The organism is Klenkia terrae (assembly GCF_900491935.1).
GTDB classification, from domain to species: Bacteria; Actinomycetota; Actinomycetes; order Mycobacteriales; family Geodermatophilaceae; genus Klenkia; species Klenkia terrae.
On sequence record NZ_UEXK01000004.1, the window covers coordinates 1,076,918 to 1,100,598 of the forward strand.

Below are 23,681 nucleotides of genomic sequence, written 5' to 3' on the forward strand. Positions count from 1 at the left end.
AGATGAGCCAGCCGGACGACGGCTTCTACCGCGGCGACCCGCAGATCCGGCCGGCCCCCTCCGGACCGCCTCCCGCACAAGGCCCGCCTCCCGGCTACGGCCCGCCGCCCGGGTACGGCCCTCCCCCGGGGTACGGCCCCCCNTATTAATAAAATCGTAGGCCTTCATTCGAGATCCTCACTGGTCACGGGGCAATGGAAATGTGTATAAGATTCAGGATCAACCTGGTCCGGCGGCCGACCAACACCACCGCGATCCTGGCGCTGGTGTTCGGCTTCGTCTTCGGGCCGGTCGGCCTGGCGCTGGGGATCTCCGCCCGGCGCCAGATCCGCCGCACCGGGGAGGAGGGCGACGGTCTGGCGCTGGCCGGGATCATCGTCGGGTCGATCGGCACCGCGGTCTACGGCTCGCTGATCCTGATCTGGGTCTGGGCCTTCATCGCCCTCACCAGCTTCGGCCCGTAGGTCAGTCCTCCGGCGGGGTGAACGACGAGGTGCGGGACATCGCCGCCGCCCGGCCCTTGCCGGCGATGACCAGCGCCATCTTGCGGCTGGCCTCGTCGATCATCTCGTCGCCCAGCATCGCCGAGCCCTTCTTGCCGCCGGCCTCGCTGGTCGCCCACTCGTAGGCGTCCAGGATCAGCTCGGCGTGGTCGTAGTCCTCCTGGGAGGGCGCGTAGATCTCGTTGGCCGCGTCGATCTGGCCCGGGTGCAGCACCCACTTGCCGTCGAAGCCGAGCATCGCCGAGCGCTTGGCGACCTCCTCGAAGGCCGGCACGTCGCGGACCTGCAGGAACGGCCCGTCGATGGCCTGCACGCCGCGGGCGCGGGCGGCCATCAGGATCTGCATGAGGATGTAGTGGAACGGGTCGCCCGGGTAGTCCGGGTGCAGCGCGCCCACCACCAGGGACTTCATGTTGATCGAGGCCATGAAGTCGGCCGGGCCGTAGATGATCGTCTCGATCCGCGGGCTGGCGAACGCGATCTGGTTGACGTTGATCAACCCCTGCGCGGTCTCGATCTGCGCCTCGATGCCGATCTTCCCGACCTCGAGGCCGTTGGCCTTCTCGATCTGGGTGAGCAGCATGTCCAGCGCCTGCACCTGACCGGCGTCCTGCACCTTGGGCAGCATGATCGCGTCCAGGTTCGCCCCGGCGCCGCCGACGACCTCGATGACGTCCTGGAACGTCCACTCCGTCGTCCAGTCGTTGACCCGGACGGTGCGGATCTTGTCGCCCCAGCCGCCCTCGTTCAGCGCGGCGACGATGTTCTTGCGGGCGCCGGGCTTGGCCAGCGGCGCGCAGGCGTCCTCCAGGTCCAGGAACACCTGGTCCGCGGGCAGGCCCTTGGCCTTCTCCAGGAACCGGGGGTTGCTGCCCGGGACGGCGAGGTTGGAACGGCGGGATCGGAGCTCGGCCACGGTGCCTCCACGATCGACGATGGTTACCGGACAGTAACCAAGGTCTAGGTGATCGGCTCCGTGGCGGTCGGCGGCCGGGACGCGCGGACCACCAGGGCCACGCCGACCACGACCAGCGCCATCCCGGGCAGCGCCAGCAGCGGGGGCAGCTGGCCGAGCAGCACCAGCGCCACCAGCAGCGAGCCGGGCACCTCCAGCAGGATCGCCAGGCCGACGACGGTCGGCCCCACCGAGGACACCACCAGGTTGAGCACGGTGTGTCCGAAGAGCTGGGCCACGACCGTGATGCCCGCGATCAGCCACCAGTCACGGGCGCTGAACCCGACCAGCGGGACGCCGACGACCACCGCGGCCACGGCCACCACCGCGGCGCAGGTGCTGTAGCAGACCACCGAGTACGCCGAGGTGGTCAGCCGCTGCCGGGCCGAGGCCCCCGCGAGCACGTAGCCGGCCGCCGCGATCGCGCCCAGCAGCGCCAACCCGTCCCCGGCCAGCGCCCGCAGCGAGACGGTGACGTCGACCCCGGCGATCAGCGCGGCGCCGACCACGGCCAGCGCGAGCCCCCACCAGACCTGCGCGGGCAACCGGACGCCGGTGAACCGGGCGGCCACCGCCGTCCAGACCGGTGTGGTGGTGACCAGCGCGATCGACGCGGCGACCGACGTCATCGACAGGCTGGGCAGCCAGGCCGCGAAGTGCGCGGCAAGGAACAGCCCGGCCAGCACCGAGCTGCGCAGGTCGCGCAGCCGCAGACCGGCCAGGCCCGGCCGCTCGCGGGTCAGCAGCACCGGCAGCAGGGCCACCGCGCCGGCCGCGTTGCGCCAGAAGGCGATGGCAAGCGCGGGCGCGACCACCAGCGCGGTCATGGGCCCCGACAGCGAGATGCCGACGACGGCCACCGCCATCAGCCCGAGGTCCCGCCCGCCGGGACGGTGCAGCGCCCAGGCCTGGGTGGTGCTCACGCGGGGACGGCGATCGTGCCCGACGCGACCGGGTGCACCCGGCCGGCGACGGTGGCGGCGACCGCGCGGCCGTCCTGCACGACCACGGTGCCGTCGAGCACCGAGGGACGGCGGACGGCGGCGCCCTGGTGCAGCCGGTAGGCGCTGGTCCCCTCCCCCGCGAGCCCCTCGGCGGCCAGCCACGCACCGGTGGCCAGCGCCGCGGACCCGGTGGCCGGGTCCTCGCCCCACTCCAGGCCGCCGGCGAACACCCGGACGGTGTGCTCGTCGTGCTCCCCCCGGGCCAGCACCGAGACACCGCCGAGGACGCCCGGCAGCAGGGCGGCGAGCGCCCGCGGGTCGGCGACGGCCCGGTCGAGGGCGTCGGGGTGGACGTCGAGGTGCGCGAACTCCAGCCCGCAGCTGGTCAGGTGCGCCGGCCGGCCGGTCACGTCGTCCGCGGTCAGGCCGACGGCCGCGGCCAGCGCCGCCGGGTCGGGGCCGGGCCGGGAGCGGGGGGCGCCACCGGTCAGCCGGGCGCCGTCCGCGGTGACGTCGAGGGGGACGACGCCCTCGCCGCACTCCTGCTGCACGGTCCCGGCCGGCAGCAGCCCGAGCCGGACCAGGGTGTGCGCGGTGCCGACGCTGGGGTGGCCGGCGAAGGGCAGCTCGGTCTCCGGGGTGAAGATCCGCACCGCGTAGCCGCCGGCGTGGACAGCGGTGACGAACGTGCTCTCGGAGAAGCCGAACTCCGCGGCGAGCGCCTGGCACTGCTGCGTGGTCAGCCCGCCGGCGTCCAGGACGACCGCGAGCTGGTTGCCGGTGAACGGTCGCGGGGCGAAGACGTCGACGACCTCGAAGGACAGCACGGCGGCGACGGTAACCTCCCCTCCCGGGGCCCCCGCCGGTGGTCGAATCCCGTCCTGTGCACGCTGGAGGCGCCGTGACCACCGTGCTGAGGGCCTACGTCTCCCGGGTCGCCGGGCTGACCGTGTTCGACCCGTCCGGCGACCGGGTCGGCAAGGTCCGCGACGCCGTCGTGGCGCTGCGGGTGGGCACCGCACCCCCGCGCATCCTGGGCCTGGTCCTCGAGGTGGTCGCCCGCCGGCGGATCTTCCTGCCGATGGGCCGGGTCACCCGGATCGACGCCGCCGCGGTCACCCTGAGCACCGGCACGCTGAGCCTGCGGCACTTCGAGCAGCGCGCCGGGGAGACCCTGGTGCTGGGCGAGCTGCTGGACCGCCGGGTGACGATGACCGAGGACGGCCGGCCCGCCGTCGTCGTCGACGCCTCGATGGAGCAGAACCGCACCGGCGACTGGGTCATCACCCGGCTGGCCGTCGCCGAGCCCGGCCGGTTCGGCCGCCGCGGTCAGCTGCACCAGGTCGCCTGGGACGAGGTCGCCGGGCTGTCGCTGGAGGAGGCCGGGCAGAGCGCCGAGACGCTCATCGCCACCTACCGCGAGCTCAAGCCCGCCGACCTCGCGCACCAGCTGCAGGGCCTGCCGGACAAGCGGCGCAACGAGGTCGCCGAGGCCCTGGACGACGGCCGGCTGGCCGACGTGCTGGGCGAGCTGCCCGAGGCCGAGCAGATCACCATCCTGCGCAGCCTGGACGAGGACCGCGCCGCCGACGTCCTGGAGGAGATGGACCCCGACGACGCCGCGGACCTCCTCGGCGAGCTGCCCGGCGCCGACCGCAACCGGCTGCTGAGCCTCATGGAGCCCGACGACGCCAAGTCGGTGCGCCAGCTGCTGGACTACTCCGAGGACACCGCCGGCGGGATGATGACCAGCGAGCCGGTCATCCTCGCCCCCGACGTGACCATCGCCGAGGCGCTGGCCCGGGTGCGCTCGGAGGAGATCACCCCCGCGCTGGCCAGCCAGGTGTACGTCTGCCGGCCGCCCTCGGCCACCCCGACCGGTCGCTACCTGGGCCTGGCGCACATCCAGCGGCTGCTCCGCGAGCCCCCGTTCACTCTGGTCTCCGGCGTGCTCGACGACCTGGAGCCGCTGCGCCCGGAGGCCCCGCTGGCCGAGGTCACCCGGTACTTCGCGACCTACAACCTGGTGGCCGCCCCGGTCGTGGACGCCGGCGGCCGGCTGCTGGGCGCGGTCACCGTGGACGACGTCCTGGACGCCCTGCTGCCCGACGACTGGCGCGAGCGGGCCCGGCGTGGCTGACGCGCGCGAGACCGCCCGGCGGGCGGACCTGCAGCTCGACCAGCCCGGCGGCGTCCGCGGCTGGCGCCCCACCTTCAACCCCGACGCGGTGGGCTTCTACGCCGAGCGGATCGCCCGGTTCCTGGGCACCGGCCGCTACCTGGCGATCCAGACGATCATCGTGATCATCTGGATCGCGATCAACATCGCCTGGATCTCGCTGCGGTTCGACCCCTACCCGTTCATCCTGCTCAACCTGGCGTTCTCCACCCAGGCCGCCTACGCCGCCCCGCTGATCCTGCTGGCCCAGAACCGGCAGACCGACCGGGACAAGGTGCAGGTCGAGGAGGACCGCGCCCGGGCCGAGCAGACCCGTGCGGACACCGAGTACCTGGCCCGCGAGCTGGCCTCGCTGCGCGTCGCGATCGGCGAACTGGCCACCCGCGACTTCATCCGCAGCGAGCTGGACCGGCTTGCCCCGCCTGACGACGAGGCCGCGGCCCGCCGCCGCAAGGAGCGCAAGCGCAAGCGCGAGCAGCAGACCCGCGAGGCCCGGGAGCACCGGGTGGACCGGGACAAGGGCGCCGACCGGCCCTCCTCCTGACCCGCGCTCAGCCGGCTGCCAGCCCGGCGAGGACCTGCAGCTGCCGGCGCATCATCACCAGGTCGCCCCAGCACAGCGCCGCCGCCACCGGGCGGGGCAGCGGCTGCACCCGCAGGACGGCGACCAGCCGGCTCGTGCCGGCGGCGGCCCCCGGCAGGGCGGCGTAGCTGACCACCATGTCCCCGCTGGCCCGCGCCACCGGTCTCGGCGGCAGCACCAGGGTGAGCTCGCGGCCGGGGACGAAGGCGTGCAGGCGGAACACCGTGGCCACCCGCTGGCCGACCTCGAGCTCGTCCAGGCCGGGGGTCAGCGTCCGCGGGCTGCGCCGGCCGAGGTTGTCGACCAGGTCGTAGCTGTAGGGCGCGGCCCGCAGCTGGCACAGCCAGCGGAACGCCACCTCCACCGGGGCGGCGACGTCCACCCCGCGCAGCCAGCGGCCGGGGGCGTCGGGCGCCAGCTCGTCGCAGCCGTAGGTGGCCGCGGCCTCCGCGTCGGTGACTCCCCAGCGCTCCGGCAGCCCGCTCACCGACGCACCACCTGCAGGGTCGCCAGGGTGGGGTCGGCGGCGTAGGCGATCCGGACGCCGGCGTCCGCGGCGGCGGCCAGCGCAGCCAGGGCGGCCGCGGTGACCTCCTCCCCCGGCGCCAGCACCGGGATGCCCGGCGGGTACGGCGCGACCAGCTCGGCGCAGACCCGGCCCACCGCGTCGGCGAGCGGGACGGCCTCCCGGTCGGCGAAGAACGCCTCCCGCGGCGGCAGCACGGGCACCGGCACCACGCCGTAGACCGCGGCCCCCACCACCGGCCGCGGGACGCCGCGGTGCCGCTGCACCGAGGCGGTGACGACGTCGGTGAACGCGCCCAGGCTGCGGTCGTCGTCGGCCAGGGTGACCACCGCCTTGACCAGGTCCCGCTCGGCGGCCTCCACCGGGAGGCCGGCGGCCAGCAGGTCCCGCTCCACGGCCAGCCCGTCCGCGCCGGTGCCCGGCAGCACGAGGGTGAGCACCAGCGGGTCACCGTCCACCAGCACGAGGCCGGACACGTCGGCCAGCCGGTCGCGGGCCCGCCGGGCGGCGGCCATCGCCGCGCCGAGCAGCTGCTCGCCGTCCCGGGCCAGCAGTGCGCGGGCGGCGTCGGTGCTGGCCAGCACCGCGCCGGCCGGGCTGGTGGTGGCGGTGGCCTCCACCCCGGCGTCCAGCCGGACCGGGTCCACCCGCTGGGTGCGGGCGAGCACGAGGGCGGCCTGGCTCCAGGCCGGCAGCGTCTTGTGCGCGCTGGTGACCAGCACGTCGGCGCCCAGCTGCAGGGCGTGCCGGGGCAGGTCGGGGTGGAAGCCGAAGTGCGCCGCCCAGGCGCCGTCCACGACCAGCGGGACGTCGTGGGCGTGCGCGGCGTCGGCCAGCCCGGCCACGTCGCCGACCGTGCCGACGTAGGAGGGGTCGCCGACGAACACCGCCCGGGCGCGGGGGTGCTCGGCCAGCGCACGGGCCACCGTCGCCGGGGCCACGCCCAGCGGCAGGCCGGTGGCCGGGTCGACGTCGGGCCGGACCCACACCGGGACCAGCCCGGCCAGCACCAGCCCGATCAGCATCGACCGGTGCAGGGTGCGGCTGACCACGACCTCGTCGCCGGGGCGGCCGACCGCCAGCGCGACCGCCTGGTTGGCGTGGGTGGCCCCACCGGTGGAGAACCGGCAGACGTCGGCCCCCCACAGCCGGGCGGCCCGCGCCTCGGCGTCGGCCAGCACCCCGGCGTCCAGGTGCACCGTGTCCAGTCCGCCGTACAGCGGGACGTCGCCGGCCACCACGTCGCCGACCAGGTCGTGGCGCTGCTTGTGGCCGGGGATGGTGAACGGGGTGACCGGCTGCTCGCGGAAGCGGAGCCAGGCGTCCAGCAGGGGGGCGTCGCCGCGCAGCCCACGGGGGTCAGCGGACACGCGGCAGCACCTGCAGCAGGGCGGTGGTGAAGGCGCGGACCTGGCGCAGGTCGACCCACTCGTCGACGGCGTGCAGCCCGCCGCCGGAGGGCCCGCACACCAGGGCCGGGCACACCTGCTGCCAGAGCGCCGCCTCCATCCAGTAGGGGGCGTCGAGGGTGCGGCCGGTGCCCAGTGCGCCGCCGAGGGCGTCGGCCAGGTCGGCCGCCGGCCCCTTGTCGTCCAGCTGCCAGGGTTCCCGGGCCGCGACGAGGTCGACCTCGGCTGCCCAGTCCGGGGCCAGCAGGGCCCGCACCTCGGCCAGCGCCGACGCCGAGTCCTCCCCGGGCACGGTGCGCCGCTCCACCAGGCACTCCGCGGCGTCGGCGACGACGAAGGGAGACGTGCCACCGCGGACGACGGTGACCATGAGCTCACCGCCCCCGGCCCGCACCGCGCCCGCCCGGTCCTCGACCGCCGCCAGGAACCGGCCCAGGTGCGCGATCGCGTCGACCCCCAGGTCGCGCTGCGAGCTGTGCGCGGCCCGGCCGGTGAACCGGACCCGCAGCACGACGAACCCGCGCAGCGTGCGCGCGAGGGCCAGGTCGGTGGGCTCGCCGACCACGCAGACGTCGGGGCGCACGCCCAGGTCGGGCAGCGCGGCCAGCACGGCCTCGGTGCCGGTGCTGGCGTCCTCCTCGTCGGCCACCAGGGCCAGCACCGCCCGCACCGGCCCGTCCACCAGACCCTCGGCGGCCGTCACCAGGGCGGCGACCCCACCCTTCATGTCCGCGGCACCCCGACCGGACAACCGGTCGCCGTCCACCCGCGGGGCGAACGGCCGGGCCATCCCGGTGACCCCGACGGTGTCCAGGTGCCCGTTGAGCAGCACCGTCGGGCGTCCCGCGGGACCGGGCGGCACGGCGACCAGGCTGGGCCGGTCGCCCGGCCCGGCCGACGGGACGACGGTGGTGGCGAAGCCGGCGCGGTCCAGCCGGTCGCGCAGGTGGGCCACGATCCGCCGCTCGCCGGCGGCGCCGGGCACCAGGCCTGGGTTGACGCTGTCGATGCCCACGAGCTCGGCCTTCAACGCGGTGGCCACGGCACCCGGATCGTCCACGGGCCCGAGCCTGCCACCCGGTCAGCCGAAGTAGAGGTGGTGGTGCAGCCGGCACCCGGGGTTGAACGGGGCCGCGCAGTGCGGGCAGCCGTCGGCCACCGTGTAGTCCGCGATCGACAGGGTGCCGCGGCAGACCCCGCACAGCACCGCGTGCACCGACCGGTCGTCGGCCGGCCAGACGACGGCGGGGTGGTCGGCGCACGCCGCGTGGCACAGGTGGCAGCCGTAGTAGGGCTCGCAGCAGGCGAACCGGATCGCCACGACGTCCAGGTCGGTGCGGTAGTGCGCGCAGCGGGTCTGCTCGTCGACGAGCTCCCCGGCCACGGTGGTCACCCGCCCGACCCTAGCCAGTGCACGCCGGCCCCGGTCAGCCCCGCCAGCAGCAGGACGACGACGAAGGGCGCCCGCAGCGCCAGCGCGACCGCGGCCACCACGAGCCCGGCCAGCCGGCCGTCCACCACCAGGGCCGACCCGGAGGTCGCGGCCTGCACCGCGACCAGCGCGGCCAGCAGCGCCGCCGGCACGAAGTCGACCACCCGGGCCACCACCGGGTGCTCGACCCACGCGGCCGGCACGCTCAGCCCGGCGACCTTCAGCAGGTAGCAGCCCAGCGACCCGAGCAGCACCGCCAGCCAGAGCCCGCTCACCGCCGCCACCGCCCGGCCAGGGCCACCGCGACGACGGCGGTGATCACCTGCACCCCCGCCGGCACGAACGGGGTGAGCGCCAGCGCGACCACCGCGCCGCCCAGGGCCACCCGCCGCTGGGCGGCCGGCTCGGCCCAGCTCCGCTGCAGCCGCGGCCACAGCAGCGCCAGGAACGCGGCCGGGACGACGGCGTCCAGCGCGGCCAGCGACGCCCCGGTCAGCGCGTCGGCACCCAGCGCACCGATCAGCGTGGTGATGTTCCAGCCCAGGAAGATCGACCCGCCGCCGACGGTGAAGGCCAGCCGGGCGTTGGCCCGGTCGGGGGCGGCCAGGGCCAGCGCGGTGGACTCGTCGATGACCAGGTGCGCCGTCCCCAGCCGCCGCAGTCCGCCCCTGGGCTGCAGCAACGGCACCAGCCGGACGCCGTAGATCGTGTTGCGGGTGCCCAGCAGCACGGCGCTGCCGACCGCGGCCAGCACGCCGCCGCCGGCGCCCAGCACGCCGACCAGGGCGAACTGCGAGGCACCGGTGAACATCAGCAGCGACAGGGCGCAGGCCTGCCAGGCGTCCAGCCCCGCGGCGACCGCGGCGGCCCCGAAGGCGGCGCCGTAGAGGCCGACGGCCACGCCCAGCCCCAGGGCGTCCCGGATGGTCGCCCGCCGGGCAGCGCGTGCGGGGTCCGTCACGAGCCCGGACTCTAGGACGCCGGCCGCCGTACAGTGGTGGACGGCCTGCTGCGCAGGTCGCCGCCCCGCTCGGGTGCGGGCGACCGGGACGACGCGGGCCCCCACCGATGCGAGGAGACCCACCACCGCATGTCCGAGACGCTGACCGCCACCCCGGCCGCCGACGCCGTCAACGCCGCCCTGGCCACGGTCCAGGACCCCGAGATCAACCGGCCGCTCCCCGAGCTCGGCATGATCAAGGACGTCCGGATCGGTGCGGACGGCCTGGTCGAGGTGGACGTCTACCTGACCGTCTCCGGCTGCCCGATGCGCGAGACCATCACCAGCCGGGTCACCGAGGCCGTCTCCGGCGTCGCCGGCGTCACCGGCGTCAAGGTCGGGCTCGACGTCATGAACGACGAGCAGCGCGCGGAGCTGCGCAAGACCGTCCGCGGCACCGACGCCCCCGAGGCCGTCATCCCCTTCGCCCAGCCCGGCTCGCTGACCCGCGTCTACGCTGTCGCCTCCGGCAAGGGCGGGGTCGGCAAGTCCAGCGTCACGGTGAACCTGGCCGCCTCGCTGGCCAAGCGCGGGCTGAGCGTCGGCGTCGTCGACGCCGACATCTACGGCCACTCCGTCCCCCGCATGCTGGGCGTCGAGGACAAGCCGACCCAGGTCGACAACATGATCATGCCCCCGCAGGCCTACGGGGTGAAGGTCATCTCGATCGGCATGTTCACCCCGGGCAACACCCCGGTCGTCTGGCGCGGGCCGATGCTGCACCGCGCGCTGCAGCAGTTCCTCGCCGACGTCTGGTGGGGCGACCTGGACGTGCTGCTCATGGACCTGCCCCCGGGCACCGGCGACGTGGCGATCTCGGTGGCCCAGCTGGTGCCCAACGCCGAGATCCTGGTCGTGACCACCCCGCAGCAGGCCGCCGCCGAGGTGGCCGAGCGCGCCGGGGCGATCGCCACCCAGACCCACCAGCAGGTGGTCGGCGTGGTCGAGAACATGTCCTGGCTGGAGCTCCCCGACGGCTCCCGCATGGAGCTCTTCGGCTCCGGCGGCGGCCAGGCGGTCTCCGACGCGCTGACCAAGACCCTCGGCGCCCGGGTGCCGCTGCTGGGCCAGATCCCGCTGGACACCCGGCTGCGCGAGGCCGGCGACGCCGGTGCGCCGATCGTGCTCGCCCAGCCCGACGCCCCCGCGGCCCAGGCGCTGGAGAAGATCGCCGAGGGCCTCGCGGTCCGCTCCCGCGGTCTGTCCGGGATGTCGCTGGGCCTCACCCCCGTCCGGAGGTAGGCCCGCGGCCTCGGGGCCTAGGTCGCGTCGGTGTCGTAGGGCGCCGGCTGCGACCGGTCCCGGGGCGCGCCCGCCCGGGACAACGCGCTCGCACCGGCCACCGCGGCGGTCCCGGCGACCGCCGCGGTGGCCGAGGTGCGGCCGCTGCCCCGGGTCACGACCGGCCCGTCGTCGCCCATGAGCTGGTCGCGGATGAACGTCTTCGGGTGGTACTTGCGCAGGTCGAGGTCGCGCAGCTGGTCGAAGTCGTCGCCCAGGCTGTCCTGCAGCTGACCGCGCGCACCGGTGACCATCTCGCGCACCTTCTTCAGGCCCTGCGCGGCGTCCTTGGCCAGGGTGGGCAGGCGGTCGGGGCCGAAGATGAACAGCGCGGCCAACCCGAGGACGATGATCTCGCCCCAGCCGATCGAGTCGAACACCTGCTCATCCCCTCCCGCGGGTCGTCGAGGGCAACTGTAGGCAGCGTGCCTGGGTGTCGGCTCAGGCCGTGGTGAGCGTGGCCTGGACCTCGGTCGAGGAGCCGCCGTCGCGGACCAGCTCGACGGTCACGGTGTCCCCGGGGGACTTGCTGTCCACGGCCACCTGCAGCTCCTCCGAGGACCCGACCGGCGTGCCGTCGACGGCGATGATGACGTCCTGCTCCTCGATGCCGGCGGCCTCGGCGGGGCTGCCGGGCTCCACGTTCACCACCAGGGCGCCGTCGCGGGCGCCGTCGGTGACCGACCGGGCCTGCACCCCGAGCGAGGCGTGCACCGCGGTGCCGGTGCTGATCAGCTGCTCGGCGATGTCCCGGGCGGTGTCGATCGGGATGGCGAAGCCGAGCCCGATCGAGCCGCCGGTGGTGCCGCTGCCGCCCAGCGAGGCGATGGCGGTGTTGATGCCGATCACCGCTCCGGTGCCGTCGACGAGGGCGCCGCCGGAGTTGCCCGGGTTGATCGGGGCGTCGGTCTGGATGGCGCTGATCACCGCGTTGGTGTCGCTGCCCTCCCCCGACAGCCGCACCGGCCGGTCCAGCGCGCTGACGATCCCGCTGGTCACCGTGCCGGCCAGGCCCAGCGGCGAGCCGATGGCCACCACCGGGTCGCCGACGACGACCGAGCCGGCCGTGGCGAGGGAGGCGGCCACCAGGCCGGGCTTCTCCACCTTGATCACCGCGATGTCGCTGGCCGGGTCGCGGCCCACGATCCGCGCGTCGGACCCGCTGCCGTCGGAGAAGACCGCGCGGATCTCGGCGCCCTCGACGTCGTCGGCGCCGGAGACCACGTGGTTGTTGGTGATGATGTAGCCGTTCTCCGCGTCGACGACGACGCCGGACCCGGTGGCCCCGGAGTCACCGACCCGCACCTCGATGGAGACGACGGCGGGGCCCACCTGCTGGGCGATGTCGGCGACCGAGCCGGGCGCCCGGCTGATCCCCGGGGAGACCTCGGACAGCTGGGTGTTGGCGGTCAGCAGCGGCGACTCGGTCGCGGTGCGGCCCAGGTACCAGCTCAGCGTGCCGCCGAGGGCGGCGACGAACAGCAGCGACAGGACGGCGATCACCGCGACCGGCAGCGTGATGTCGCCCAGCCGCAGCCGGCGGCGACCCTTCGCGTCGACCTGGATCGGCCCCTGGGGCTCGGACTCCTCGACGTACTCCGCGGGCCGGCCCAGGCTCGAGGGGGCCAGCGGGTCGCGCCACGGGTCGGCCGCGGCGTCGGGCTTCCACCACGGACCCGACGACGTGCGCCGGGCGCCGGGGCGGCCACCGGGCGGCAGGCCCAGGCCGCTCTGGCCGTCGCGGGGGGCGAAGGCGCGCAGCACNGGCCACGGGGCGGTCACCGGCGAACGAGCCCTCGACGTCGGCGGGCCGGCCGAAGGCGGCCTGCTGCTCCGGCGGCGGGGGCGGGACGGGACGGTGCCCCGGCGCCGGGGCTGCCGGGCGGTCGAAGGACCCGTCGGTCCCCGCCGGCCGGACGTACCCGGCGTCCTCCGGGGCTCCTGCGGATCGCTCGGTCAGGGGGTGCCGCCGGTCAGCTCCGTGCCGACCGTGACGGTGCGGACGACCGGCGGGACGACGGCGGTGCGCTCACCGGACGTCGCCGCGCTGCCGGTGTCGGGGCGGGCCACCGGACCGGGCTGGCCGCCGCTGGGCAGGCTGACCGCCAGAGCCACCACGCCGACGCCGATCCCGGCCAGACCGGCGGCCACGCCGCGGCGCAGCCAGCGGGCCTGCCCCGGACGGTCGGGGGTCTCCTGCGGGGTGAGCGGTGCGGAGAACCCGCCGCCGATCACCCGGTCCGGCGAGGCGAGCAGGGTGCCCGAACCGCCGAAGCCGCCCGAGGCGGACACGTCGGCGGTGAACGGGATGGCCTGCAGCCGGCTGAGCAGGTCACCGGGGACGGCGACGTCGCGGCTGGTGTGCAGGGCCTCCTTGGCCTCGCGCTGGGCCTCGACGGCCAGCCGGCACTGGGCGCACCCGGTGAGGTGCCGGGCGGCGCGGCCAGCGGCGACGCCGGACAGCTCGCCGTCGACCAGCGCGGCGATGGCCTCCTGGGCCAGGTGGCTCACCGGGATGTTCACCGCAGCCCCTCCTCGAGCACGGGACGACGGCCCGGTGCCAGGTGGGCCAGGGCCTCGCGGAGCTGCACCCGCCCGCGGTGGATTCGGCTGCGCACCGTGCCGAGCTTGATGCCCAGCGTGGCGGCGATCTCCTCGTAGGTCAGGCCCTCGATGTCGCACAGCACGACCGCCACCCGGAACTCCGGCGACAGCGCGTCGAGCGCGGCCTGCACCTGGGGGTCGAGGTGGGTGTCGGTGTAGACCTGCTCGGGGCTGGGCGCGCTGCCGGGGAGCCGCTCGGTGTCCTCGGGGAGGGCGTCGAAGCGGATCCGCTGGCGCCGCCGCACCATGTCCAGGAACAGGTTCGTGGTGATCCGGTGCAGCCAGCCCTCGAAGGTGCCCGGGGAGAACGACGCCAGGGAGCGGAACACCCGGACGAAGGTCTCCTGGGTGAGGTCCTCGGCGTCGTGGGCGTTGCCCGAGAGCCGGTAGGCCAGGCGGTAGACCCGGGCGGAGTGGTCGCGGACGACCTGCTCCCAGGTCGGGGCCACCCAGACGTCGGCAGCAGCGGGCTCGGTCACCACCCCAGCATCCCAGACCGCGGCGGACCCGGCCGGGTCGGTGGGTGTCGACGACGGGCCGGTCGACTCGGACGAGGGACGCTTCAGGCGCACACCCGTACCAACGGACGAGCAGGTACGCCGTGTTCCCGCCGGGTCCACGGCGGTTCCCGGTGCGCCCGTCGGCGGCCGGGGCCACTACCCTCGCCGGGTGACCAGCGCCGCCGGACCGCCGCCCCCGGGCGGGCAGACCCCCGACGCGGCGGCGTACGCGGACACCTTCGCCGCCGAGTCCCCCGCGCTCGCCCAGGCCCGGCACCGGGCCACCGCCGCGGTCGACGCGCTGGGCACCGTGCCGCCGGTCGAGCCCGCCGTCGGTGCCGTGCTGGCCGTGCTGGCCGCCGGGGTCGGCGCCCGCTCCGTGGTGACCATCGGCGGCGGCGGCGGCGTCGCCGGGCTGTGGCTGCTGCAGGGCATGCGGGCCGACGGCGGGCTGACCGCGCTGGGCGCCGACCCGACCGAGCTGCGCGCCGCCCGCCGCACCTTCACCGACGCCGGGCTGCCCAGCGGCCGCACCCGGCTGATCTTCGGCACGGTCGGCGAGGTGCTGCCGCGGTTGTCCCCGGCCGCCTACGACCTGGTCTGCTGTGCCGGTCCCCCCGCGGAGTACAGCAAGCAGCTGCCCGCGCTGCTGGGCCTGGTCCGCGCCGGCGGGTCGCTGGTGCTGCACGGCATCAGCGCGTCGTCGGTGGGCGACCGCTCCCAGCGCGACCCGCAGACCGTCGCCTGGCGCGAGCTGGTCCGCGCGGTCAAGGACGACGAGGACCTGGTCCGCGCGGTCATCCCGGTCGGCGCCGGCCTGCTGGTCGCCACCAAGCGCAGCTAGAAGAGGTAGCGCTCCACCGGCTCCCACGGGCCACCGAGGTAGCGCCAGAGCCCGAGGCCCACGGCCGGCACCCGGTACGGCGTGAAGTCCGCGGCCAGGTCCGCGTGCAGGGCGCGGGCCACCTCGGGGGCGACCTTGTTCTGCACCGTCACGTGCGGGTGCCGCCACTGAGCGTCCTGCCGGGTCAGCCACGGCGCCCAGGACCGGGCCAGCGCCGTCCGCAGGTCGGTGACGTCGTCCGAGCGCAGGTCGAACGCGACCCCGCCGCCGAGCAGGCGCAGCCCGGCCACCTCGACGTCGAACCCCGGCCGGTCGGCCGCGGCCGCCAGGTCGGCCCGGACGGCGTCCTCGTGCTCGCCGGGCACCGCGTGGAACAGCGTGACGTGCGCGGCCAGGTGGTTCCGGTCGGCCGGGAAGTGCCGCTCGCGCAGCCCGTCGAACCGCTGCTGGGCCTCGGCGTCCAGCAGCAGCGTGACGACCAGGGGCTGCACCGTGGCTCAGTCGAGGATGGCGCGGGCGCCCTTGCCGAGCACGGTCACGCCGCCGGCGCTCACGTGGTAGCGGGAGCGGTCGGCCTCGTGGTCGACCCCGATCCGGGCGAACGGCGGGACGACGACGTTCTTGTCCAGGATCGCCCGGCGGACCACCGCGCCCTCGCCGATGTGCACGCCGTCCATGAGCACGCTGTCCTCGACGCTGCTGGAGCCGTCGACCCGCACCCCGGGGCTGACCACGGACCCGCGGACCGACCCGCCGGCGATGATCACCCCGGCGCTGACCATGGAGTCCTCGGCGCGGCCGCCCAGCACGAACTTCGCCGGCGGCAGCTGCGGGGGCAGCGTGTAGATCGGCCACCGGTCGTTGTAGAGGTTGAACACCGGGGAGACCGACCGCAGGTCCATGTGCGCGTCGTAGTAGCTGTCCATGGTGCCCACGTCGCGCCAGTAGCCGTGGTCGCGCTCGGTGGCGCCGGGGACGACGTTGGTGGAGAAGTCGTACACCCACGCCTCGCCCTTGTCGGCCAGCATCGGCATGATCGAGCCGCCCATGTCGTGCACGGAGGCGTCGTCCTCGGCGTCGGCGCGCAGCGCCTCCAGCAGCGCCTCGGTGGTGAACACGTAGTTCCCCATCGACGCGAAGCTCTCCTCCGGGGAGTCGGGCAGGCCCGGCGGGTCGGCCGGCTTCTCCAGGAAGCCCTTGACCTTGCCGTCGGCGTCGGCGTCGATGACGCCGAACTCGGTGGCCTCGTGCCGCGGCACGCGCAGCCCGGCGACGGTCACGCCGGCCCCGGTCTGCAGGTGCTGGTCGATCATCTGCGCGGGGTCCATGCGGTAGACGTGGTCGGCACCGAAGACGACGACGATCTCGGGCCGGGCGTCGTGGATCAGGTTCAGCGACTGGAAGATGGCGTCGGCGCTGCCGGTGAACCAGCGCGGCCCGAGGCGCTGCTGGGCGGGCACCGGGGTGATGTAGTTGCCCAGCAGGCTGCTCATCCGCCAGGTCGTGGTGATGTGCCGGTCCAGGCTGTGGCTCTTGTACTGCGTCAGCACGGCGATCTGCCGGATCTCGGCGTTGACGAGGTTGGAGAGCACGAAGTCGACCAACCGGTAGTTGCCCCCGAAGGGCACCGCCGGCTTGGCCCGGTCCTGGGTGAGCGGGGAGAGGCGCTTGCCCTCTCCACCAGCCAGGACGATGCCGAGTACCCGCGGGCTGCCACGCATGTGGTGAACCTAACGGCTACCCCGGCCAGGTGCGCACCCGGTGCCATGCTGTCCGCGTGAAGCTCAGCCGCGCACTCCCCCGCAGCGCCGCGATCGAGGCCGCCCGCCGGGCCGCCGACCTCGCCGTGGCGCGCTGCCTGGTCGACCTGCGGGCCGCCGTCGAGCTCGACCGCGGCACCGACGAGGCGCTCGTGGTCTTCCGGCTGCAGCGCAGCGGCGACGCCCTGGGCCTCTCGGGCGTGGACGTCGTCGCCGGTGGCCGCGCGCGCACGCTGACCCCGGTGGGCCCGCAGCTGGCCGACTGGACCGCCCTCTACGGCGACCTGCTGGAGAGCATCGGCCGCTGGACCGGCACCCCCTGCCCGGAGGGCCTGGTCGTCGCGCTCCGCCGCGGCAGCGCCGACCTGGTCGGCTACCCGGGCGAGCACTGCGACCACTGGGACGGCGGCCCGGACCTGGCCGTCGAGCACCCCGCGCCCGACCCGATGGCCGGCTGGCACGAGCCCCCGTACCCCGAGTGCTGCGCGGCCCACCGGGTGCACGCCGCCCTCGAGGAGCTCGGCGCGCCGGTCCCGTCGGTCCGCGGCGACTTCGACTGCGACGACCCCCAGGACTGATCGCGGTTCCCCGGGGGCCCGCGACATCTAGGGTTCGGCCCATGCGCGTGGGAGTCGTCACCAGGGAATGGCCGCCGGACGTCTACGGAGGGGCCGGGGTGCACGTCGAGCACCTCGTGGCCGCGGTGCGCGGGCTCGCCGACGGACCCGAGCTCGACGTGCACTGCTTCGGCGGGCCGCGCGAGGACGCCACCGCGCACGCCGTCCCGGCCGGGCTGGCCGAGGCCAACGGCGCGCTGCAGGCCGTCGGCGTGGACGTCGAGATCGCCGCCGCGCTGGCCGGGGCCGACCTGGTGCACTCGCACACCTGGTACGCCAACCACGCCGGCCAGCTGGCCTCCCTGGTGCACGGCATCCCGCACGTGGTGACCGCGCACTCCTTGGAGCCTCGCCGGCCGTGGAAGGCCGACCAGCTCGGTGGTGGTTACCGGCTGTCCTCCTGGGTGGAGCGCACCGCCTACCTGGCCGCCGACGCGGTCATCGCGGTCAGCAACGGCATGCGCACCGACGTGCTGGACGCCTACCCCGAGCTGGACCCGGACAAGGTCCTGGTCGTCGGCAACGGGGTGGACGCCGAGGCCTACCGGCCGGTCCACGACGACGACGTCGTCCGCTCCGTCGGCGTGGACCCCGACCGGCCCTACGCCCTGTTCGTCGGCCGGATCACCCGGCAGAAGGGCCTGGTCCACCTGCTGGCCGCGGCCGAGCAGCTGCCGCCCGACGCCGGGCTGGTGCTGTGCGCCGGCGCCGCGGACACCCCGGCCGAGCGGCAGCAGGTCGCCGACGCGGTGGCCCGGCTGCAGCAGCAGCGCACCGGCGTGGTCTGGATCGAGGAGATGCTGCCGCGCCAGAAGCTGGTCCCGCTGATCACCGGCGCCACGGTGTTCGTCGTCCCGTCGGTCTACGAGCCGCTGGGGATCGTCAACCTGGAGGCCGCCGCGTGCGGCACCGCCGTGGTCGCCTCGGCCGTGGGCGGCATCCCGGAGGTCGTCGACGACGGCCGGACCGGGTTGCTGGTGCCCTACGACGAGGCCGACCCGGCCGCGTTCGCCGCCGGTCTCGCGGCCCGGATGACCGAGCTGCTGGCCGACCCCGACCGGGCCGCCGGCATGGGTGCGGCCGGCCGGGACCGGGTGCTCGCGGAGTTCGGCTGGCCGGCGATCGCCGAGCAGACCGTCGCGGTCTACCAGCGGGTCCTGGCCGCGAGGAGCTAGCCCAGGGTCAGACCGCCGCCGTCCCGATCAGGCCCTTGCGGGTGACCAGCCCGGCCAGCTGGTCCTCGGTCAGCCCCTCGGTGCCCTCGGGACGGCGCGGCAGCACCATGTACCGGGACTCCGCCGAGGCGTCCCAGACCTCGATCCGGGTGCCCGCGGGCAGGTCGAGGCCGAACTCGGCCAGGACCGACCGCGGGTCCCGGACGACGCGGGAGCGGTAGGCCTCGGACTTGTACCAACTGGGCGAGGGCCCCAGCAGCGCGATCGGGTAGCAGCTGCACAGCGTGCAGACCAGCACGTGGTGCTCGTCCGGTCCGTTGGCCACGACCTTGAGCCGCTGCTCCTGCAGGCCGCCGGCCATCGACAGGCCGACCTCGGGCAGCGCGGCGTTGGCGTCGGCCAGCAGCCGGTCGCGGAAGCCGTCGTCCACCCAGGCCCGGGCGACCACGCGGGCGCCGTTGGCCGGCGTCCCGCCCGCCGCGAACTCGTCGATCCGGGTGTCGATCTCCCCCGCGTCCAGCAGACCGCGGGACTCCAGCAGCGCCTCGACGTGCCGGACCCGGGCCGAGATCAGCGAGCTGCCGTGGTCGTCGCTCATGCCCGTCCCTCCGTGTCGTGGTCGAGGTGGTCGTGCCAGAGCTCGACGGTGACCCCGTGGTCGCCGTCGCCGAACAGGTCCCGGGCGGCGAACCGCACGTGGTAGACCGGCTGGGCCGGGACGTCGAGCCCGCGGGCCCGGTCGTCGGCCAGCGGGTGCGACCCGGCCACCTGGACGACGGTGCCCGTGGCGCCCCGGGCGTATCGGGGCAGCCGGGTGTGCCCGGCCGGGTCGGCGGTCCGGGTCCGCACCCGGTCGCCGGGCGCGTAGGCGGTCACGGCTCCAGGTCCCCGGGCGCCGCGACACCCTTCTCGACCAGCAGCGTGCTGATCGCGGCGAACCAGCGCTCGTAGTAGGAGGACCCCAGGAACTGCGCCACCGGCAGCCGCTCCTGGGCGTCCCGGAACTCGTCCAGGTTGTAGACCCCGCGCTTGATCAGCGCCCCGTTGAGCGCGAAGACGTGGGCCTCCCAGTCCTCGTGGAACCGCGGCTCGTCAGGCTCCTCCACGATCGCGGGGAACCCGGCCATGCCACCGACGTCGTTGATCCGGCTCACGCGACCGTCCTACCACGGGACGCAGACGGCGACCGGCTGCGTTGCACCCGGCATGGACGACGTCGGGCTCTCCCTGCTGGACCGCACCCGCACCCGGGTGGGCAGCAGCGACGCCGATGCGATCGGGCACACCGTGGAGCGGGCGCGGCGGGCCGAGGCACTGGGCTACGACCGGTTCTGGGTGGCCGAGCACCACGGCGTGCCCGGGGTGGCCGGGTCGGCGCCGGCCGTGCTGCTCGCGGTGCTGGCGGGGGCCACCTCGCGGATCCGGCTGGGGTCGGCGGGCGTGATGCTGCCGCACCACCAGCCCCTCGTCGTCGCCGAGCAGTTCGCCACCCTGGCCGCGGTGGCACCGGGCCGGGTCGACCTGGGCGTGGGCCGCTCCCCCGGCTTCACCGCCCCGGTCCGCCGGGCGCTGCGCCAGCAGGACACCGACTTCGCCGCCGACGTCGCGGAGCTGCGCGCCCACCTGGCCGGCACCGCGGAGATCACCGCGCACCCGCGGCCGGCCGCACCCGTGCCGGTGTTCGTGCTGGCCACCGGGCACGGGCTGCAGGTCGCCGCGCAGCTGGGCCTGCCGGTCGTCGTCGGCGGCCCGGTGCTGGACGACCCGGACGCGCTGGACCGGTACCGGCAGGCGTTCGTGCCCTCGGCCGCGCAGCCGGCGCCGTGGGTCGGCGTGTCCGCGGACGTGCTGGTCGCCGGGACCGCCGCCGACGCCCGCCGGCTGGCGCTGCCCGAGGCCTGGGCGATGGCGCAGGCCCGGACGACGGGCACCTTCCCGGCCCTGCAGCCGGTGGACTCGATCGGGGCGATGACCCCGGCGCAGCGGCGCTACGTCGAGCAGTCCCGGTCGATCACCGGCACGCCGGCCCAGGTGGCCGAGCAGGTCGGCGAGCTGCTCGAGCGGACCGGCGCGGCCGAGCTGGTGGCCTCCTCCAGCACCTACGACCGCGGCGCCCTGGCCGAGTCCGACGCGGCGCTGGCCGAGCTGCTCAGCCGTGCAGCGTCGCCCGTGCTCGGCTGAGACCGGCGCCGTCCGGGGCCCGCAGCACCGGGATGGTGCCCAGCCGGTCGACCACCGGACCGCCGACCGCGGCGTCGACCAGCAGGATCTCCGCGACCCGGTCGGGGTGCGCGGTGGCGAACTCCTCGTACAGCGCCGGGTCGTGCTCGCCGGTGTCCCCGACGAGCGTCCAGTCCACCCCGGGCATGTCTTCGGCGAGCCGCAGCAGCGACCCGCGCTTGTGCGCCTGGCCGTCCCGGAACCACCGGTCGGGCTGCAGGCCCCAGTCGGTGAGCAGCAGCGCCCCGGGCGGGAAGCCGTTGCGCTCGAGGAACGCGGACAGCGGACCGATCAGGTTCCACGGCCCGTTGGACAGGTACAGCACCGGCACGTGCTCGCGGCCGGCGGTGAGCTCGCGCAGCAGGTCGGCCATCCCCGGCACCGCGCGCCGGTTCCGGCTGCGCTGCACGAACGTCCGGTAGGCCGCGCGCAGCGGGTGCGCGATCTCGGTGACCAGCACGGTGTCGTCGATGTCGCAGACCACGCCGCGGTGCGCGTCGATCGAGGCCAGGTGCAGCGGGGCGGTGGCCGACCGTCGTCCGGTCCCCATCCGCACCGGGACCGACGGGCGGCCGGTCAGCGGGTCCGGCACCTCCAGGACGGCGTCCAGCAGCCCGTCGTCGTCGCTGGTGAGCTGCTGCCGGACACCGGCGACCTCCACGTCCACCCCGGTGCGCGGCGCCTCCAGGGTGAGGAAGCGCTGCCAGCCGGGGATCCGCAGCCGGGACTCCGGGTGGGTGCCGGCCGGCGCGAGCAGCCCCCGGCCGAGCACCCGCCCCCGCCCGCCGCTGCCGTACCCCGGGTACGGGATGGCCACCGGCGTCCAGCCGAAGCCCCGGGCGATCCGTGACGCGAGGTCGCGCAGCCCGGTCTCCAGCCGGTAGGCCGCGGTGATCGCCCGGCTCACCGGCAGAACTCCGTGACGGCCACGGCGACCTCCGCCGGGGCGGAGAAGAGCAGCCCGTGCGGCCCACCGGGGACCACCTGCAGCCGGCCCTGGGGCAGCACGGCGGCCAGGTCCTCGCACCAGCGCTGGCCGGCGACGGGGTCGCGGCTGCCGCGCAGCACCAACGCCGGGACGTCGACCGCGCCCATCGACTGCTCCTCCGGGCGCCGGAGCGCGTGCCGCAGCACGGCGACCATGGTCAGCGGCCCGGCGCGCAGGTAGTCCACGACGGCGACGAGCAGCAGCGCCGGCCGCTCCCGTGGGGCGTCGCGCAGCAGCCGCCAGGCCTGGCCGACCCAGGTGGGCGCGGACGGGTCCCGCGTCGGGCCGACCAGGACCAGGTGCCGGACCCGCTCGGGCCGCGCCCGGACGGCGGCCGCGACCACCTGCGCGCCCAGCGAGTGCCCTACCAGGTCGACCTCGTCGAGCCCGACGGCGTCCAGCCAGCGGTTGAGCGCGTCGGCGAGCCCGGTGACGCCCAGCGCGCGACCACCCCCGCGGGTGCGGCCGTACCCGGGCAGGTCGGGGGCGAAGGTGCGCCGGTCGCGGCCCAGCAGGCGCAGCGCCGGGACCATCGACCGGCCCGACATGCCCAGGCCGTGCACCAGGACCAGCGGACGGCCGCCGGTCCCGGACTCGCGGTGGTGCACCCGGACGGTGCGCCCGGTGCGCAGCTCGACGGGGGTCCACACGTCGGCCGGCACCTGCGCACCGTATGTCCTCCTACCGTGGGCGGCATGGCGCGCGTCGTGGTGGTGGGGGCCGGGCTCGGCGGACTGGCCGCGGCCGCGCGGCTGGCGGCGGCCGGGCACACGGTGACGGTGCTCGAGCAGGCACCGGAGGTGGGCGGGAAGCTGGGCTGGTTCGCCCGCGACGGGCACGGCTTCGACACCGGCCCCTCGCTGGTCACGCTGCCCCAGGTCCTCCGCGACCTGTTCGCCGCCACCGGCGCACCGCTGGACGACGTCCTGGACCTCGTCCGGCTCGACCCGGCGGTCACCTACCGCTTCGCCGACGGCACCCGCGTCGCCGTCCCGGGTGACCTGTCGGGGGCGCGCGAGGTCCTGGGGCCGGAGTGGTCGGCGCTGCTGGACCGGGCCGGCGAGATCTGGCGGGCCACCGAGCAGCCGTTCCTGCGGTCCCCGCTGCAGGGCGCCCGCACGCTGGCCCGGCTGGCCCGCTCCGCCGACGACGTCCGCACCGTCGCCCCGTGGTCCTCGCTGCGCGGGCTCGGCGCGCAGTACCTCACCGACCCCCGGCTGCGGGTGCTGCTGGACCGGTACGCCACCTACTCCGGCTCCGACCCGCGCCGGGCCCCGGCCGCGCTGGCCACCGTGCCCTGGGTGGAGCAGGCGTTCGGGTCCTGGTACGTCCGCGGCGGGCTGCGCCGGCTGGCGCTGGCCGTCGCCGAGCGGGCTGCGCAGTGCGGCGCTGTCGTCCGCACGTCGACCCCGGTCACCCGGGTGCTCGTCGAGGGCGGCCGGACGACGGGCGTGCAACTGGCCGGCGGTGAGCGGGTCCCTGCCGACGCGGTGGTCGTGAACGCCGACGCCACCGCCCTCTACGACCGCCTGCTGCCCGCCGACGCCCCGGTGCGCCGGGCCCGGGCGACGCTGGCCCGGGCGACGCCGTCCTCGTCGGGCTTCGTGCTGCTGCTCGCGCTGCGCGGCCGGACGCCGGACCTGGCCCACCACACAGTGCTCTTCCCCGACGACTACGACGCCGAGTTCGACGGCCTGTTCACCGACCCGCGGCCGCTGGCCGACCCCACGGTCTACGTCAGCGCCCCCGACGACCCGGCCACCCGACCCGACGAGGACAGCGAGTCGTGGTTCGTGCTGGTCAACGCACCGCGGCACGAGCCCGGCCGCGGCGTCGACTGGGACGCGCCCGGCCTGGCCGACTCCTACGCCGACCGGGTGCTCGCCGTCCTCGCCCGCCGCGGCCTGGACGTGCGCGACCGCATCCGGTGGCGCGAGGTGCGCACCCCGGCCGACCTGGGCCGCGCCACCGGCAGCGTGGGCGGGTCGATCTACGGGACGTCGTCCAACGGCGCCCGCGCTGCCTTCCTGCGGCCGGCCAACGCCTCCCCGCTGCCGGGGCTCTACCTGGTCGGCGGCAGCGCCCACCCCGGCGGCGGGCTGCCGCTGGTGACGCTGTCGGCGGAGATCGTCGCCGGCCTGGTCGGCCCGGCCTAGCCGCG

General features: G+C 75.7%; 29 protein-coding genes. 9 read left to right on the forward strand and 20 right to left on the reverse strand.

The window, feature by feature from the left end; genetic code table 11:
* Window positions 1-200: 200 nt before the first annotated feature.
* The gene (locus tag LFA75_RS05535) at window positions 201-464 is read left to right on the forward strand and encodes a DUF4190 domain-containing protein (protein ID WP_225232686.1); all 264 of its coding nucleotides are present in this window, start codon (window positions 201-203) and stop codon (window positions 462-464) included.
* 1 nt (window position 465) lies between these two features.
* Here LFA75_RS05535 and LFA75_RS05540 read toward each other — a convergent pair whose 3' ends face one another.
* Genes LFA75_RS05540 through LFA75_RS05550 form a run of 3 tightly spaced genes read right to left on the reverse strand, consistent with a single transcriptional unit; the run spans window position 466 to window position 3,229 of the window.
* Complete coding sequence (locus LFA75_RS05540) at window positions 466-1,419, reverse strand: HpcH/HpaI aldolase/citrate lyase family protein (protein ID WP_225232687.1); 954 nt, start codon at window positions 1,417-1,419, stop codon at window positions 466-468.
* Window positions 1,420-1,463: 44 nt separating this feature from the next.
* A complete protein-coding gene (locus tag LFA75_RS05545) occupies window positions 1,464-2,381 on the reverse strand; it encodes a DMT family transporter (protein WP_225232688.1) in 918 nt (305 codons plus the stop codon).
* Window positions 2,378-3,229, reverse strand: coding sequence for a PhzF family phenazine biosynthesis protein (locus tag LFA75_RS05550; RefSeq protein ID WP_225232689.1), 852 nt, complete (start codon window positions 3,227-3,229; stop codon window positions 2,378-2,380). Before LFA75_RS05550 ends, LFA75_RS05545 begins: the two co-directional genes overlap by 4 nt.
* A gap of 74 nt (window positions 3,230-3,303) precedes the next feature.
* On the opposite strand from LFA75_RS05550, the gene LFA75_RS05555 reads away from it, so the two are divergent.
* Window positions 3,304-4,542: a magnesium transporter MgtE N-terminal domain-containing protein gene (locus LFA75_RS05555; RefSeq protein ID WP_225232690.1), complete on the forward strand. Its 1,239-nt coding sequence runs from the start codon at window positions 3,304-3,306 to the stop codon at window positions 4,540-4,542.
* Window positions 4,535-5,125: a DUF1003 domain-containing protein gene (locus LFA75_RS05560; RefSeq protein ID WP_225232691.1), complete on the forward strand. Its 591-nt coding sequence runs from the start codon at window positions 4,535-4,537 to the stop codon at window positions 5,123-5,125. The genes LFA75_RS05555 and LFA75_RS05560 overlap by 8 nt, the downstream gene beginning before the upstream one ends.
* Before the next feature lie 7 nt (window positions 5,126-5,132).
* Here the strand turns inward: LFA75_RS05560 and LFA75_RS05565 are convergent, their stop codons facing one another.
* From LFA75_RS05565 to LFA75_RS05590, 6 genes are read right to left on the reverse strand one after another with little or no spacing between them, the layout of a single operon-like run.
* Window positions 5,133-5,651, reverse strand: coding sequence for a hypothetical protein (locus LFA75_RS05565; RefSeq protein WP_225232692.1), 519 nt, complete (start codon window positions 5,649-5,651; stop codon window positions 5,133-5,135).
* Window positions 5,648-7,060 (reverse strand): aminotransferase class I/II-fold pyridoxal phosphate-dependent enzyme, encoded by a 1,413-nt coding sequence (locus tag LFA75_RS05570; protein WP_225232693.1) that lies wholly within the window; start codon window positions 7,058-7,060, stop codon window positions 5,648-5,650. Before LFA75_RS05570 ends, LFA75_RS05565 begins: the two co-directional genes overlap by 4 nt.
* On the reverse strand, window positions 7,050-8,159 hold the full coding sequence (locus tag LFA75_RS05575) for a M20 family metallopeptidase (RefSeq protein WP_225232694.1): 1,110 nt from the start codon (window positions 8,157-8,159) through the stop codon (window positions 7,050-7,052). The genes LFA75_RS05570 and LFA75_RS05575 overlap by 11 nt, the downstream gene beginning before the upstream one ends.
* Before the next feature lie 21 nt (window positions 8,160-8,180).
* Complete coding sequence (locus tag LFA75_RS05580; protein ID WP_225232695.1) at window positions 8,181-8,492, reverse strand: CHY zinc finger protein; 312 nt, start codon at window positions 8,490-8,492, stop codon at window positions 8,181-8,183.
* Window positions 8,489-8,806 (reverse strand): AzlD domain-containing protein, encoded by a 318-nt coding sequence (locus tag LFA75_RS05585; protein WP_225232696.1) that lies wholly within the window; start codon window positions 8,804-8,806, stop codon window positions 8,489-8,491. Before LFA75_RS05585 ends, LFA75_RS05580 begins: the two co-directional genes overlap by 4 nt.
* The gene (locus tag LFA75_RS05590) at window positions 8,803-9,492 is read right to left on the reverse strand and encodes an AzlC family ABC transporter permease (RefSeq protein WP_225232697.1); all 690 of its coding nucleotides are present in this window, start codon (window positions 9,490-9,492) and stop codon (window positions 8,803-8,805) included. The genes LFA75_RS05585 and LFA75_RS05590 overlap by 4 nt, the downstream gene beginning before the upstream one ends.
* Window positions 9,493-9,621: 129 nt before the next feature.
* Here LFA75_RS05590 and LFA75_RS05595 point away from each other — a divergent pair, with 129 nt between their 5' ends.
* Window positions 9,622-10,773 (forward strand): Mrp/NBP35 family ATP-binding protein, encoded by a 1,152-nt coding sequence (locus tag LFA75_RS05595; protein WP_225232698.1) that lies wholly within the window; start codon window positions 9,622-9,624, stop codon window positions 10,771-10,773.
* A 17-nt stretch (window positions 10,774-10,790) separates the two neighbouring features.
* On the opposite strand, the gene LFA75_RS05600 is transcribed toward LFA75_RS05595, so the two are convergent.
* The 4 genes from LFA75_RS05600 to sigE form a co-directional block, all read right to left on the reverse strand.
* On the reverse strand, window positions 10,791-11,192 hold the full coding sequence (locus LFA75_RS05600) for a twin-arginine translocase TatA/TatE family subunit (RefSeq protein ID WP_225232699.1): 402 nt from the start codon (window positions 11,190-11,192) through the stop codon (window positions 10,791-10,793).
* 61 nt (window positions 11,193-11,253) lie between these two features.
* Window positions 11,254-12,594, reverse strand: a complete 1,341-nt coding sequence (locus LFA75_RS05605; RefSeq protein WP_225232700.1) for a S1C family serine protease — start codon at window positions 12,592-12,594, stop codon at window positions 11,254-11,256.
* A gap of 174 nt (window positions 12,595-12,768) precedes the next feature.
* On the reverse strand, window positions 12,769-13,335 hold the full coding sequence (locus LFA75_RS05610) for an anti-sigma factor family protein (protein WP_225232701.1): 567 nt from the start codon (window positions 13,333-13,335) through the stop codon (window positions 12,769-12,771).
* Complete coding sequence (gene sigE, locus LFA75_RS05615) at window positions 13,332-13,895, reverse strand: RNA polymerase sigma factor SigE (protein ID WP_225232702.1); 564 nt, start codon at window positions 13,893-13,895, stop codon at window positions 13,332-13,334. The genes LFA75_RS05610 and sigE overlap by 4 nt, the downstream gene beginning before the upstream one ends.
* A gap of 190 nt (window positions 13,896-14,085) precedes the next feature.
* On the opposite strand from sigE, the gene LFA75_RS05620 reads away from it, so the two are divergent.
* Window positions 14,086-14,760: an O-methyltransferase gene (locus LFA75_RS05620; protein WP_225232703.1), complete on the forward strand. Its 675-nt coding sequence runs from the start codon at window positions 14,086-14,088 to the stop codon at window positions 14,758-14,760.
* Here LFA75_RS05620 and LFA75_RS05625 read toward each other — a convergent pair.
* Both LFA75_RS05625 and glgC read right to left on the reverse strand, forming a co-directional pair.
* Window positions 14,757-15,251 (reverse strand): 2'-5' RNA ligase family protein, encoded by a 495-nt coding sequence (locus tag LFA75_RS05625; RefSeq protein WP_225232704.1) that lies wholly within the window; start codon window positions 15,249-15,251, stop codon window positions 14,757-14,759. The genes LFA75_RS05620 and LFA75_RS05625 overlap by 4 nt on opposite strands.
* A 6-nt stretch (window positions 15,252-15,257) precedes the next feature.
* A complete protein-coding gene (gene glgC / locus LFA75_RS05630; RefSeq protein WP_225232705.1) occupies window positions 15,258-16,481 on the reverse strand; it encodes a glucose-1-phosphate adenylyltransferase in 1,224 nt (407 codons plus the stop codon).
* Window positions 16,482-16,537: 56 nt separating this feature from the next.
* On the opposite strand from glgC, the gene LFA75_RS05635 reads away from it, so the two are divergent.
* Together LFA75_RS05635 and glgA are read left to right on the forward strand one after the other, a co-directional pair.
* Window positions 16,538-17,098, forward strand: coding sequence for a hypothetical protein (locus LFA75_RS05635; protein ID WP_225232706.1), 561 nt, complete (start codon window positions 16,538-16,540; stop codon window positions 17,096-17,098).
* Window positions 17,099-17,139: 41 nt separating this feature from the next.
* Complete coding sequence (gene glgA / locus LFA75_RS05640; protein ID WP_225232707.1) at window positions 17,140-18,312, forward strand: glycogen synthase; 1,173 nt, start codon at window positions 17,140-17,142, stop codon at window positions 18,310-18,312.
* A gap of 7 nt (window positions 18,313-18,319) precedes the next feature.
* Here glgA and LFA75_RS05645 read toward each other — a convergent pair whose 3' ends face one another.
* Genes LFA75_RS05645 through LFA75_RS24065 form a run of 3 tightly spaced genes read right to left on the reverse strand, consistent with a single transcriptional unit; the run spans window position 18,320 to window position 19,466 of the window.
* A complete protein-coding gene (locus tag LFA75_RS05645; protein ID WP_225232708.1) occupies window positions 18,320-18,910 on the reverse strand; it encodes a nitrile hydratase subunit alpha in 591 nt (196 codons plus the stop codon).
* Complete coding sequence (locus LFA75_RS24060) at window positions 18,907-19,188, reverse strand: SH3-like domain-containing protein (RefSeq protein WP_336391803.1); 282 nt, start codon at window positions 19,186-19,188, stop codon at window positions 18,907-18,909. The genes LFA75_RS05645 and LFA75_RS24060 overlap by 4 nt, the downstream gene beginning before the upstream one ends.
* Window positions 19,185-19,466, reverse strand: a complete 282-nt coding sequence (locus tag LFA75_RS24065) for a hypothetical protein (protein WP_404820933.1) — start codon at window positions 19,464-19,466, stop codon at window positions 19,185-19,187. The genes LFA75_RS24060 and LFA75_RS24065 overlap by 4 nt, the downstream gene beginning before the upstream one ends.
* Before the next feature lie 52 nt (window positions 19,467-19,518).
* Between LFA75_RS24065 and LFA75_RS05655 the strand changes: the two genes are divergently transcribed.
* Window positions 19,519-20,493, forward strand: coding sequence for an MsnO8 family LLM class oxidoreductase (locus LFA75_RS05655; protein ID WP_225232709.1), 975 nt, complete (start codon window positions 19,519-19,521; stop codon window positions 20,491-20,493).
* Here the strand turns inward: LFA75_RS05655 and LFA75_RS05660 are convergent.
* On the reverse strand, window positions 20,462-21,439 hold the full coding sequence (locus LFA75_RS05660) for a phosphatase domain-containing protein (RefSeq protein WP_225232710.1): 978 nt from the start codon (window positions 21,437-21,439) through the stop codon (window positions 20,462-20,464). The two genes, LFA75_RS05655 and LFA75_RS05660, sit on opposite strands and share 32 nt — an antisense overlap.
* A complete protein-coding gene (locus LFA75_RS05665; RefSeq protein ID WP_225232711.1) occupies window positions 21,436-22,182 on the reverse strand; it encodes an alpha/beta fold hydrolase in 747 nt (248 codons plus the stop codon). Before LFA75_RS05665 ends, LFA75_RS05660 begins: the two co-directional genes overlap by 4 nt.
* A gap of 33 nt (window positions 22,183-22,215) precedes the next feature.
* On the opposite strand from LFA75_RS05665, the gene LFA75_RS05670 reads away from it, so the two are divergent.
* Window positions 22,216-23,676: a phytoene desaturase family protein gene (locus tag LFA75_RS05670; RefSeq protein WP_225232712.1), complete on the forward strand. Its 1,461-nt coding sequence runs from the start codon at window positions 22,216-22,218 to the stop codon at window positions 23,674-23,676.
* Window positions 23,677-23,681: the final 5 nt, after the last annotated feature.

Coding starts and splice junctions, on each gene's coding strand:
- LFA75_RS05535 (WP_225232686.1), top strand. CDS start 201: ATGTGTATAAGATTCAGGATCAACCTGGTCCGGCGGCCGACCAACACC.
- LFA75_RS05595 (WP_225232698.1), top strand. CDS start 9,622: ATGTCCGAGACGCTGACCGCCACCCCGGCCGCCGACGCCGTCAACGCC.
- glgC (WP_225232705.1), bottom strand. CDS start 16,481: ATGCGTGGCAGCCCGCGGGTACTCGGCATCGTCCTGGCTGGTGGAGAG.
- glgA (WP_225232707.1), top strand. CDS start 17,140: ATGCGCGTGGGAGTCGTCACCAGGGAATGGCCGCCGGACGTCTACGGA.
- LFA75_RS05645 (WP_225232708.1), bottom strand. CDS start 18,910: ATGAGCGACGACCACGGCAGCTCGCTGATCTCGGCCCGGGTCCGGCAC.
- LFA75_RS05655 (WP_225232709.1), top strand. CDS start 19,519: ATGGACGACGTCGGGCTCTCCCTGCTGGACCGCACCCGCACCCGGGTG.
- LFA75_RS05670 (WP_225232712.1), top strand. CDS start 22,216: ATGGCGCGCGTCGTGGTGGTGGGGGCCGGGCTCGGCGGACTGGCCGCG.